We start from the raw sequence: 13,291 nt of genomic DNA on the forward strand, positions 1-13,291 counted from the left end.
GGCGACCGCCTGTCGGGAAGGCGTCAGGGAGACGCAGGCGCCGCGCTGACAGGGGTGTGGCCCGCCACGGGATCCTTGCCGGACATGCCGGGCGCCTGCTCGAGGAACGTGAAGATGCGCTCCCACATGTCGGCGATGTTGCCTGGCGAGGCGATGATGTGTCCCTCACCCCAGTAACGGACGAGCTGGACATCCTTGCCCTGGCGGTGCAACGCGGAGAACAGCTGTTCGGCCTCATTGACATTGACGAAGTCGAGATCGCCATGGATCAACATCAGCGGCACCGTGATCCGGCCGGATGAGAACACCGGACTGTTGGCGACGTAACGGGCAGGATCTTCCCAAGGGGTGGTGCCCATCCGCCCCTGCCCCTTCTCCGACCACAACGCGCCGAAATGCAGGCCCTCGGGAACTGCATAGGCCTTGTCGGCATTCATCCCGAAACCGTATCCGCTGGTCAGGTTGGATGGACCTGCCAGCGAGATCGCCGCCTTGAAGCGGTCAGTCTGGGTAATCACGCTGTTGGTGCCATAGCCGCCATAGGAATGGCCCATGATCGCCCAGCGGGTCGGATCCACGTAGCCTTGGGCCACAGCATTCTCCGCCGCGCGGATGAGTTGCTCATGCATCTCGCGCATCGGGTTGCCTTCGGCCTTGCCGTAGTCGGAGATCTTCATGCTCGCCATCAGCACCGCGTAGCCGCGGGCAGCGGGGATATTCTTGTTGAGGAACGATATCTCGCGCAGATCGTCGCGCTTGAGCTCCTTGCCGTAACGGGTGTCGGGATAGAAATACACCAGTAGCGGGTAGCGCTTTCCCGGCGCGTGACCCGGCGGCAGCAGCAGCCAGTCATTGCGATCCTCGTCCTCGCCCGCCTCACGCCTGGTCAGCAACACCGGATCGGCCTGGGTAACACCCGCCAAGTGGCGATTGAAGCCGTGCAGCTCGACCGCCGCCTTGCCAGACGCCACCAGCAGCAACTGGTCGCCTTCGTTCGACTTGCGCTGGAACAGCGCCGCGTTGCCCAGCGCCGTGGCTTCGAGTGCGACACTGTCAGCGTCAGGTCTGGCGATGCGCTGGACCTGGCCCGTCGCCAGGTCCAGCATGGCGAACTCACCGCTGAACACCTCGCCAACCATGATCCGCAGCGCGATTTTTCCCTGCGCCAGAGCATTGCGGTCAATGGCCGGCAACACATTGTCGGCACCCAGCGCGTCACACCTGGGGTTGACCGCACGCCAGGGCGCATAGCCCGCACACCAGGACTCGAACTGCATACCCGCTGCCTCGCTGAGGTTGCGCGCCGCACCCTGCAACGGCACGTCCCACAGATCGCCCTTGTTGACGAACAGCAGCCTGCCGTCGCGCACCGCGATCGGTGACCTGAACGCCGCTTTGTCCTCCTTGCGTGGCAGGCCGGCGGTGAGTTCGCGTACCCGCTTACCCTCTCGCGTCAACAGATGCCAACGGTAGTCCTGGTCATCGAACTGGCCGGCCGCCGTGTTTTTGGTCCGGACAGCGAGATGCGCGTCATCCACCCAGAGCACCGGAGTGAACGGGCGGGCATTCATCTCCTCCGGCGTCAGCGCGACGTCTTCGAGCACGATCGCGGTGGTACGGTCGGCGGCGATGTCATGGATGGAGTACGCGTACTCGAACGTATCGCCGACCAGTCGGCGCGTGCTGAAGAACAACTGGTTTCCATCGGGCGACCAGCGCATCGAGCCGGCGTTGACCGAGCACCCCTCGCACATCGCGATTACCCGCCGGCCAGCCGCCGGGTCGTAGACCGTGAGTTGTTCGATGGCCTCCAGGCCGAACACGGCACCGACCTTGACCCCGGCAAGGTCGACCGAGCCAGTCTTGCGCAGGTAGGCGATGCGTCCACCGACGGGAGACGGCGTCGGGCTGTAGTCGATCGTGCCCTGGTCGATCCGTTCTGACTTACCGCTGAGCGCATCAACACGCACCAGATCGATCGCGGTTTCATTGGGTTTCGAGCGATAGCGTCCACTGCCCACCGCCTTGACTGAAGTCTCACCGTCCCAGGTCATGCGTGAGAACGCAGACACTCGCCGTTGCGAGTAGCCATCGAAAGCCATCATCCGATCCTGCAGATCCGGCGACATCGACAGCAGCACGAAACTCGACTCCGAGGTCCACATCACCGGGAACGACAGCGTGCTGCTACTCACGTCAAGCCGCCGTTCCGTGCCCCGTTCAAGATCGTAGACGCCGATCTTCTGCACGCCATCATCGAACCAACCGAAGGCGATGCGCGTGCCCTGTGGCGAACTCCCCAGGTACCAGGTGCGGTCCTCGGGCGCATTGCGGATTTCGCGCACTTTGCCGCTGGCAAGATCGGCGACGACCAGGACCGACAGACTGCGCCCCCAGTCGCGCTCGCGGTCATAGCCGCGCTTCTCGCGATACGGCGCGTGCTTCTCGAAGATGGCGTGACGCCCATCGGCGGTGAAGCGCACCTCACCGAGATCCTCGTTCTGCAACATCAGCTCGGGCGTGAAGATCCGCTTGGGCGCTTCATTCGCCTGCGCGCGGGAAGACAACATCGCAGCAGCACACAGGATCAGAACTAGAGGCTTCATGGTGTCTCCATGCAGGGGGATTTCCAGATAAGTCGGATCTGGAGGGCGCTCCCCGACCATGACCAATGGCACGCCTCACCTGCTCGGATGCAATGAACGGCGATGCCGCCCCCACTGCCCGGAACGCAGTCCCGCCAGCGCTTGATCGGCAGGCAAGGTACCTTGTCAATTCGAAAGGCGCGGGAGCATGGACGTGCCGGCGATGCAGCACTCAGGCTTCGTCACGGACGACAGTGACTCGGCTGTGGTTTGCCGCAACTGCATGCGGCACGTCAGGCCGAACCCGTGCCCGGCCTGAGACCTGCGCACCTCTATCAGAACATGTGTCTGAGCTGGATGTAGTAGCTCCTCATCCTGGCATCGCCCAGATAGCTGTAGTGGGTGTAATCGCTCGACAGGTCGACCTCGGGCTCGGTGTCGAAGACATTGCGGATTCCACCATTGATCTCGAGGTTGCCGAGGAGGCCGCGCCAGCCCCCGCCCTCGCTCAGGCTGGTCGGCCGCCAACGCAAGGACAGGTCATGGAACATCTGGCGCGGGACGCGACCACCATTGCCCTGTGCGGCAAGCATCGGCGCGCTGCTGGCCAACGCCGGGTTTGCGACCAGATAAGAGCTGTAGTGGCGCACGGTCCAGCCGAGGCCCCAACCATTGCGTTCGTAGTCAACGCCGTAGAACCCACGGAAGTTGAGCGGGATCGAACGGCCATAGGACGCGCTGATGTCGCGGAGCTGTGTCGGCGTCCGTCCAGGCAAGAGTTGCTGTTCGGCCTTCAGCGTCCAGGTGCCGTTGCCCCAGATCTGCAGATGCGCGCCGGAGTCGAAGTCGATGCCGTACTGCAACTGCATGTCGAGGTTGTCCATGCGCGCCGAGGCGGCGTTGATCCGGCTGGTATCGATGAACGTGATCGGCCCGGCCCAGCCCGGCTGATCCGTCGGCAGGTTGGGACCCCGCTGGATGCGGTCGGGGAACAGGTTCTCGTACTGGAGCAGCAGGGCTTCGCTGATCGTGGTGATGTTGTCGGTCTTCCGCAGCCGGGTGTAGTCCAGCGACACCCGCAGGTTGGGCACCGAGGTGGGCGTGACGATCACGCCGAACGAGGTGGTCTTGGACTGCTCTGGATCGAGGTTCGGGTTGCTGCCCGAGACATAGATCGCCGGTACCGCCGCGCTGGTGTTGCCGCGTCGCGGGTCCGGCGTTAGCGAGTAATACTCCTGCTGCGTGCCTGGCGCGCCGAGCTGGGTCACGTCCGGCGGCACGAAGCCGGTGCCATGGCTGGCACGGAAGGTGAGCGATGCGAACGGCGCGTACTTCAGACCGAACAGGCCGGTGGTTTCCGAGGCGGTATTGTCGACCAGGACGAAGTCGGGCCGCTGCGGAGAGGTGCCCGGGTACCAGATGGCGTAGTTGCCGCTGGTGCTGCGGTAATCGTCGTAGCGGGCCGCGAGCTGCAACTCCAGCCCACGCAGCCCGGGGCGCCCATTGCGCTCACCGAACAGCGGCATACGGAGTTCGGCATAGGCGCTGCGCACATCCTGCGAGCGTGGCGGGAACAGCGCCGTCACTTCCATCGCGGTGTCAGGATAGTTGCGTTGGGCCCCGCCGCTGTAATCGGTCATCTGCCGCTCCAGCAGGAACGAGGCCGTGACGGCGCCCGCTGGCAGGGTCCACAGCGGACCACCGACACGCATCGTCGGGTTGCGGCTATGAATCTCGATCGGCACGCCAATGCCATTGAATTCACCCATCATGTAAGGCGTGAAATCAAACGACCCCAGCGTGACGTGATCGACCAGCGGGTTATAACCGGCGGCCAGCAGGCCAGGCGTATTGAAGTAGCCCGGGCGCAGCAGGTAGCCGACGCTGGAACGCGACCAGGTGTAATCCACCGAGCCCGCCCAATCACCACCCAACCGCGCGATCAGGCCGGCACTCGCGCGATCGGTGGTGTTCTCATGCTCATTGATCGCATTGAACATGCCGAGCGGCACGATGATCTGGATCGGTTGCAGGAACGGGTTGCGTGCGTCATTCGCCGCCAGCGTGATGTACCCGTTCGTGCCACCGGTACTGCGCGACTTCGTCTCGTTGTAGGACAGGTCCAGGAAGCCATCGAGACGATCGTTGAAGCTGTGGCGTATCGATGCCGAGAGACTTTGGTTGCGAGGCGCGGCACCGTATTCACCGGCGCCACCCGTGATGCCACCCGCGGCACTGGGCGCCGTGTTGATCCGGCCCGCGTTCGCAACGAGTGCCGCACCGCCGTCAGAGGACGGACCCAAGTATCCAGCGGGAAGATGGGTGAAGGTGGCCCCCAGCGGCGTACCATCGTCCAGCACCAGATCCTGGCCATTGGTACTGCGCAAGTTCGGCGTAGCGCCGGGACGCATGCCGGATACGCCGATGAAGTCCGGGTTGTTCGCCAGGATGTGTTCCATGCCGCGCGTATAGAAATCGCGATCGCGGTTGCGTAGTGAATTCGCCTCCGAAAAGCTGCCACCCAACATCACGCTTGTGCGTCCTCCCGCCAGCGAGAACCCATAGCTCAGATCGACGCGGTTAATCGAGGAGTCGGTATCGAAACTATTGTCGTGGCTGATCGCGACCTCGCCCCCCTCGTAGCCACGCCGCAATACCACGTTGATCACGCCGCCAGTGGCCGAGCCACCATAGATCGCCGACGCCGTGGTCGGCAGCACTTCGATGCGCTCCACCGCCGCCAACGGGATGCCGTTGAGATTCGGCTGGCCGGTACTGAATCCGCTGCTGACGCCAGATAGCCGGCGGCCATCCACCAGGACCAGGGTTTGTCCCTCGCCCAGCCCGCGCAGGTTGATGCCGCTGCGGTCGCCCATGATCTCGCCCGACTGGCTGGCCGTGGTGGCATAGGTATTGGCACTGAGTCGCTTGAGCAGGAAATCGTTGAGGTTGATCGCGCCGGCACGCTCGATCTCCGATCGGTCGAAGACCACGTAAGGCTGCGGATCGTCGACGCTGCGCTGGATGTCGGCATTCAAGGAGCGGCTGCCCTGGACCAGCACCTCCGCCATGGTGACCGGCTGCTCGGGCGATGGCGGCGCCGCTTCAGCAGGCCGCGTCTTGCTCGGTCCGGGACTGGCCGGTCGGATACGCACCGTGCGCTCACTCACCAGTTCGAACAGCAGGCCGCGCGAACGCAGCAGGCTGCGCAAAGCCTGCTCGGCCGTCATGACGCCGCGCACGGAATCGGCCTGCTTGTTCGACAGGATCTTGTCGTCGTAGACGATCTGCAGGCCGCTCTGTTCGCTGAGTACGTTCAGCGCATCCACCAGACGACCGGCAGGCAGGTCGTACTGCCGCTGTGTGTCCAGGCTCTGCGCGAGCGCCGCCTGCATGCAACAGCCGATCGCGAGGGCGAGCAGCGTTCGACGGCCATCGATGATTCGTTTCACATACATGTCGTGTCTTTCCCCAGAATCGCAGCGACGCTGCTCAACTCCCTCTGGCGCACAACCACGGATACACCCTACCTCCATCCCGCGCGCTGCAGGAAGCAGGTTTTCGATGCACCCCAAAGGTGCTGATGCACCGAATCGCGCCGGTAGGGTGTCGTCGCCGACGTGCGCCCTAGTGTCTGGACAGACACACCGAGGGGAAACGATGCGGATTCCGATGCGGACCATCCAGGGCTGGCTCTTGGTCGCGCCATGGATCGCGATGGCAGCCATGCCGGCACAAGCGGCGCCGCCGCGCGCCTTCGCCTATGACGACCTGTTCCGCCTGGATCAGGTGGTCGACGCGAAGATATCGCCGGATGCCGAACGCGTCGCCGTGGTGACCGAGCGGCGGAAACGGGAGGCTTACCACGCCCGCATCGGCTCGCTATGGATCGTTCCCCGCAACGGAGGAGCGCCACGGCGCGTCGAAGGCGATGACCCCACCGCGTCGGTGCAACAGCCCGCGTGGTCGCCCGACGGAAAGCACCTGCTCTACCGGGTGTCCCGTGAGAAGACCAATGCGCTCGCCGTCCTGCACCTGGGGGATTGGCGATCGCAGCGCGTGCAGCCGTGTGCCGATGGCGAAACGGCCGGCGTCGCGATATGGGCGCCCGACGCACGCGGGATCGTCGTCGTCTGCAGCGGGCAAAGCCCGCTTGCCGTGCCGGCCGCCAGCGAGGACAAGGAAGCGGCAACCCCCAAGACGCTGGAGGACAAGCGGATCGTGGCGACGCGCTCTTCCCTCTATGACGACGCCCTCGCCCGCCCGTGGTCGGCGCAACGACGTGTCGTCGTCCTGGACTTGGCGGAAGGCAGCCGGAAAGAACTGATGCGCAGCGAGTTGCTGCTCGACGAGGCGGGCGCGCTGCAATGGCAACCCTCCGGCGATCTCTGGATCACCGCAACGCCCCCCAATCCGTTCGGCGGCATGGCGTTCGTGAACGGCCGCGTCATCCATCGGTACGATGGAAAGACGCAGCGCCTCCATAGCGAATCGATCAAGATCGAGACATCCCGCATGCCCCTGCTCACGGCAGGGTCAGGACGATTCCTTGTTCCTGCAAAAGGCAGCGTCGGCTCCCCCGAGCCGTCGCGGTTCCGGCAGACATGGGAAGCCCAACCCTTGATCCTTTCGGAAATCCGCGCCGGTGCGCATGCCCCGAAACCGCTGGGCGAGCTCGACATCTACGTGGGCCGCTCGGCGCCTTTCGTGTGGGCGCCCGATGCGGGATCGAGCACGTCAGGAGGCACGCTGTACTTCCAGTGGTTCGATCGTGGATCCAACCGCATCAAGGCATTCCGTCCCTCGCAGCAAGGGCATGCGCGCTGGCGGGATCTCACGCCAGCAGGCACCAGCGTTCCCGCCTTCAGCATCAGCTCCGATGGTCGCACGATGGCGCTGGTCCGTGGCGATGCCAACACGCCGAATGACGTCTATCTGCTCGATCTCGCCGATCCCGCCGCGCAGCCCTCCAGGCTTACGCATTTCGGCGACGCCGTCACCGGCGCATTCGCGGTATCGAGCGTAGAGACCGTGCAGTGGCGGAGCGGCGACGACCGCTTCGACATAGGAGGGTGGCTGCTCAAGCCCGCGGACTACGTCGAGGGCAAACGTTACCCGCTGATATTGCTGGTGCATGGCGGCCCGGGCGTCGCCTTTCACAACACGTTCGATGCGCTGCATTTCGATGGCGCGCACCAGATCGCGCCGGAGCTCTATCTGTCGCGCGGCTACCTGGTGCTCATGGTCAATCCGCGTGGCGATCCAGGTTACGGGAAGGCTCACCAGGAAGCGCTGCTGGAGGGATGGGAGTACCCGACACGCCACGACCTGATCGCCGGCGTGCAGGAGATGGTCCGTCGTGGCCATGCCGATCCCGAGCGCCTCGGCATCGCCGGCGCGAGCTACGGCGGCTGGGTGACCGCGTTCGCCGTCACCCAGACCGACATGTTCAAGGCGGCGTCTGCGCACGACCCGGTCATCGATACGCGGATATCCAGCGCCGTCGCCTACCGCGGGAACCTGCTCACCAATTACTGGCTCCATGCCGGGTTCGTGAAAGATCACCTGCTGGATGCACCCTTCCCGACGTCGGATCCCAGGAAGGTGAACACGCCGGTGCTACTGCGCTTCGGGCTCCGGGACCAACCGCCGATGCCGAGCCAGTTCTTCGTGTCCGGACTGGAGTACTTCACCTACCTTCATGCCCACTGCAAGCCCGTCGAGATGATCCTCCACCCCGAGGAAGGGCATGGCATCGGAGACGGAGAAACACTGAAGGATTACGTTGACCGCGATCTGGCCTGGTTCGACTATTGGCTTCTGGGCAAGGGCGATCTCCCCTACAAACCCCACACATGCGCTCCATGACACTGTCAGCGATGGCGGCCGCGTCAGTTGGCATGGCGATAGCATTTCGATGAAGCCGCGCTTTCTATGCTCCGATGCCAGCTTCGGGTCGCGGATTCATAAGCGGACATAGACGAACAGCAGCTTTGGTTAGGTATCTATTCCGAACCTGGGCCGCGAGTACCCGTCCCATCGCAAAGCCTCCTGCGACGCCACATCGACCTGCTCGCGGTTGAGCGACATTATCGCCACCAATACACGGTCGGATACGGACGCGATTGGGAGCGGTAGCTGCTACTCCTCCAGATAAGAGGTTGTTGACCGGCGTCCATGAAGAACTGTTTGGAAAGTTACTCGCATGAAAGGCGAGCCCGAAAGGATGGACACCAACGCCCCCGCGTCATGGCCAGGTAGGGCCGGATGTCCCGGGCACGACGGACACTGTTTTCACTGGCGATCTGACAAGAACGTTATGGAGTAGCCCTTCCCTACCACGAGCGCATCCAGATCCGGCGCGTCGTTCAGCGGTAGGGAGGAAACACCGCTGGCTCGTTGGGACACCGACCGTGTCTCCGATTCACTGCCAGCGAGGTATTCCATGTCGTCACGCCGCTCTCGTTCTTCTTCAAGCCGTTCCCCATTCACGGCGCGCGCGCCATTGTCACTGGCCATCGGTTTGGCCTTATGTGTTGCTGCCACGTCCGCTGCCGCCACCGACGCGAGTTCATCGCGGGTCGAAGACGTGGCCGCTGCAGTCGAATCGGCATTCCGGTCATCGACTGCTCGGCGTCTTGCTTCTCCCGCTTCGCGCGTTGATCTGCCTCCCCTGCCCAGCGAGGTGACGGCTGTTACGCGCAAGGTCTGGCAGAGCACGGAAGGCAGAATTGCCGTCACGCCAAGCCCCTCGCAAGTGCACGTGGCGAACACAGAGTCGGCGGGCGCCTACCTCAACGCGGATGGGACGAGAACGGATGACCTTGAAGCGGCAGCGACCACGTGGCGTGAAAATGCCGAATTTCTGGCCGATTGGGGCTTGGACGAAATGAATGCCGAGTATGCCTATGCGCGGGGGCTGACGGGAGCCGGTGTTCGCCTTGGCATTCTCGACAGTGGTGTCGACGATCGCCACCCGGAGTTTGCTGGCGCCGACAAGCTGCACCTGCTCACTACGTTGGGCGGCATCCAACTCCCCGAAGATCCCTTCGCCCGAGAAGTCGGTGCATTTGACGGGCGCCCCTTGATTGGCTACTCCGGTTACTCGGACCATGGCACCCACGTCGCCGGAACCATGGTCGCCAACCGGAACGGCGTCGGAATGCATGGCGTTGCTTTCGGCGCATCGCTTTACTCGGCGACGCATTACCTGGCGAAAGATGGATTCACAGGGGTTCGAGGTACGCAATTCGATGCCGTTCCATCCGCTATCGCCGCATTCACAGAGAATGGCGTTCGATTCGTAAACCATAGCTGGGGATACAGCAGTAACGCACTTCCCCATACCGCCTCTGAAGAGCAGGTCCGTCGTACATATCGTGGTCTCGAGGGCTGGATTGAGGAAGCGGGCATCGATGCATCCATTGAAGCCGGCATGGTTCACGTATTTGCCGCAGGCAACACCACCTTCACGGGTATCCGTCCTCATGCGGGCGCGTATGCGTCGGCGCCGGTGCTGTTTCCTGAAATCGAATCCAACTGGCTGTCAGTGGTGAACCTCACTTCGCAAGGCGCACCAGATGCCAGCTCGAATTACTGTGGGACGACGCGCTATTGGTGCATTTCCGCGCCAGGTACCGATATCAATTCGACCGTGATCGATCGACATCTCTCCGATACCTACGAAGCTGTGCGGATCGAAGCCATGAATGCTCAGGATCCGCCGACGCAAAGAGAGATCCTCGCTGAGATCATAGCGGTTGAGGCCTATGTAAGAAGCCTGCGCAACGGCGTGTCCGGGTTGCATGAGCGCTTGATTGATATGCAGGAGGCGGATGCAGAGACCGTAGCCGCCTTGGTCGATGACGTACTCAGGCGCATTTCGCACGTTGCAGGCAGTCTGCATCATTTCGACATGTCTCCCTACGCCAGCGACACGCAGGACCTCCTAAGGCTTTACCGGGATGATCCTTTCTTTCTCATCGACCAAGTGAGCGACGCCTTGGCTTTGCAGGGCAATCTTTTTCCGATCTACCGCGATAGCGATGGATTGGTGACGGCATTCCAGTCCGCGTTTCTCGAGGCGATCGCGGGCATGGGATCCACCACGGGCGGCTACGGCTTGAAGACCGGCACCTCGATGGCTGCCCCCCACGTGACCGGCGCGTTGGCATTGGTCGCTGAGCGCTTTGGCTATATGACCGCTCCCCAGGTTCGGGACACGTTGCTGACCACCGCGACGGATCTCGGCCAAGCGGGCACCGATTCCGTCTATGGCTGGGGGCGGGTCAATCTGGAAGCCGCTCTTCAAGGTCCGGGCGCGTTTCTTGGCGATTTTGATGTGACGCTGCCAGAAGGGACCGAAGACGTCTGGTCCAACGACATCACTAACGCGCTAGTGATGACCGGGCGCGAGACAGACCGTGGCGCACTGATCAAACGTGGCCAAGGCATCCTGATGTTGAGCGGAGACAATACGTTCGACGGCTTTGTCGTGCACGATGGCCTGCTGTCACTGACGGGTATGAACGCCTACGGAGAGGGTCATGACGGCGTGATCGAAGGCGGCGCGCTTTCACTCTCAGGATCACTGGAAGGCAACGCCTTGCGTGTCAACAGCGGCATCGCGACGATAACGACAGAAGGCTCGCTCAACGGCACCAACCTCTTTATCGGGGGCACGGACGGCCTTGAGGCCCGAGCCTATATGGATGGCGTCCAGCGTGGCGGCCAGACGCTTGTCGGGCGTGGGGGTCGCCTGGGCGGCATCGGTACCGTTGGCAACACCACAATCGCTACGGGTGGCACCGTTGCGCCCGGCCGCTCGATCGGGACACTTACGGTGGATGGCAATTATGTCCAGGAAGCTGGCTCGTTCTTTGAGGTGGAGATGACCCCTCCCGACCAGGTCGATCAGCTCGCTGTCACAGGAACGGCCACCCTCGCGGGCGGCACCGTCGTAGCGCAGCGCGGGCCAGGCGTTTACACCCTGGGACAGGACTATCGCTTCCTGACGGCTACCGGGGGCCTGAGTGGGCAGTTCGAGGCCCTCGATACCACCCAGATCACGCCCTTCCTCAAGCTCTCATTGTTGTATACGGCCTCGGATGTCACCTTGGATGTCGCACGTGGCGCATCCTTCGCGTCCTTCGGCACCACCCACAACCAGCGGGTAACCGGTGGGGGGGTCGACTCGCTCTCGGACAGTGACGCACTGCTGGGCACGCTGGTGCAATTGTTTCCCGAACAAGCCATGCCGGCAGTGGATCTGCTCAGTGGCGATGTCCACGCGACGGCACAATCCGTGCTGATCGATAGCGGACGCCATGTCCGGGCTGCCGCCCTCGCACGCGCAGGTGCGGCGAATGACGTCCTGTCCTCGCAGGGCGATCCCGACAAGCGCTCTGGCGCATGGATCGAGCTGCAGCGCAGCGGAGGCCGGATCGGGAGCGACGGGAATGCCGCTGGCAGTGAGTACAACGGCAACAATACCCTGCTCGGTATCGATCGCGTCTTCGACAACGGCCTCGTGCTCGGCATCATGGGAGGTATCGGGGAGGCGGATCTGGTCGCGCCAGCGCGTCAGCACGCGCGTACCGACCTCGACACCACCTATGGCGGCGTCTATCTGGGGTACGGGCATGGCGGCTTTGGTCTGCGTGCAGGGTGGCTCCTCGGAAGCCACGAACTGGACGTGCGTCGACCCGTCGCCTATCCGGGATTGGAGGAGACGCTGCATGCCCGCTATGACGCGACAACGCGCCAGGGCTTCGTCGAGGCGGGCTACCGTTTCGGGGGCGAGCGTGGAGGCATCGAGCCTTATGTGCAGTTCGCGCAAGTTCGCGTGAGCTCCGACAGGTTCGTCGAGGCTGGCGGCTTGGCGGCCCTCGAAGGACATACTCGTGACGTACGCGCCGACCTGAGCACGGGCGGGCTGCGCTTCGACGTCAATCTCCGTGGTTCGCAGCAGGCGCAGACGTGGCTCAGCCTGCGCGGCGGCATCGGCTATCGCCGAACGGGGGGCGAGCTGGTGCCGTGGGTCGATGCGGCGCTGTCTGATGGCGATACGTTCACCGTCCATGGTGCACCCGTCGCCGACGACGCGAAACTGATCGATCTGGGGGTAACGGCGCGGCCGACGCCCAATAGCCTGCTGGAGCTGGGGTATCGCGGCCAGTTCGCCGATGAGGCGCGTGACCACGGCGTCAATCTGAGGTGGTCCACACGCTTCTAAGCCCGCATGGGTGATTTGGGGCCGTGGCGCCAGTCAGGCGTGCGCCACGGCCCTTTTTTTCCGGCGATCCAGGTCGTGGGCAGGGATGCTCACGCTCGCCCGGCTTCACATCAGAACGGATAGTCCAGCCGGAGAAGATAACTGCGACCGATCGGCTCATCCAAGGACGGGTTGTAGCCCGATCGCGCCGTGTCGTAGTCCACGGGCTGATGATCGGTGAGGTTGTTGACAAATGCCGATGCACGCCAACCTGATGGACTGGCGTAACTAGCTCCGATCGCAACCGTCGTGATTGACGGATTGCGGCAATGCCTCGCCGCCACGTTTCCGGTTGGACACGGGGCGGCAGTGTCATGGATCGCGTACCCCGAAAAGTGCCGGAGATGGGCAGACGCGGCCCAGGCCCCCTGCGCCCATTGCAGCGACGTCGTGCCCGCGGTGGCGGGGGCACGATGTCCGACGCGATCCATTG

The 13,291-nt window shown here is 63.5% G+C and carries 4 protein-coding genes; 2 read left to right on the forward strand and 2 right to left on the reverse strand.

Annotated elements, in window-relative coordinates; all coding sequences use genetic code 11:
• Positions 1-23 precede the first annotated feature (23 nt).
• Positions 24-2,606 (reverse strand): S9 family peptidase, encoded by a 2,583-nt coding sequence (locus tag AC1Q5B_RS19180; RefSeq protein ID WP_492633038.1) that lies wholly within the window; start codon positions 2,604-2,606, stop codon positions 24-26.
• Positions 2,607-2,920: 314 nt separating this feature from the next.
• The gene (locus tag AC1Q5B_RS19185; protein ID WP_492633039.1) at positions 2,921-6,043 is read right to left on the reverse strand and encodes a TonB-dependent receptor domain-containing protein; all 3,123 of its coding nucleotides are present in this window, start codon (positions 6,041-6,043) and stop codon (positions 2,921-2,923) included.
• Between the two features lie 214 nt (positions 6,044-6,257).
• Between AC1Q5B_RS19185 and AC1Q5B_RS19190 the strand changes: the two genes are divergently transcribed.
• On the forward strand, positions 6,258-8,453 hold the full coding sequence (locus tag AC1Q5B_RS19190; RefSeq protein ID WP_492633040.1) for a S9 family peptidase: 2,196 nt from the start codon (positions 6,258-6,260) through the stop codon (positions 8,451-8,453).
• A gap of 577 nt (positions 8,454-9,030) precedes the next feature.
• A complete protein-coding gene (locus tag AC1Q5B_RS19195; protein WP_492633041.1) occupies positions 9,031-12,819 on the forward strand; it encodes a S8 family serine peptidase in 3,789 nt (1,262 codons plus the stop codon).
• The last annotated feature ends 472 nt before the right edge of the window (positions 12,820-13,291 follow it).

Source organism: Pseudoxanthomonas sp. GW835-FHT14C01 (genome assembly GCF_058793715.1).

Coding starts and splice junctions, on each gene's coding strand:
- AC1Q5B_RS19195 (WP_492633041.1), top strand. CDS start 9,031: ATGTCGTCACGCCGCTCTCGTTCTTCTTCAAGCCGTTCCCCATTCACG.
- AC1Q5B_RS19190 (WP_492633040.1), top strand. CDS start 6,258: ATGCGGACCATCCAGGGCTGGCTCTTGGTCGCGCCATGGATCGCGATG.
- AC1Q5B_RS19185 (WP_492633039.1), bottom strand. CDS start 6,043: ATGTATGTGAAACGAATCATCGATGGCCGTCGAACGCTGCTCGCCCTC.
- AC1Q5B_RS19180 (WP_492633038.1), bottom strand. CDS start 2,606: ATGAAGCCTCTAGTTCTGATCCTGTGTGCTGCTGCGATGTTGTCTTCC.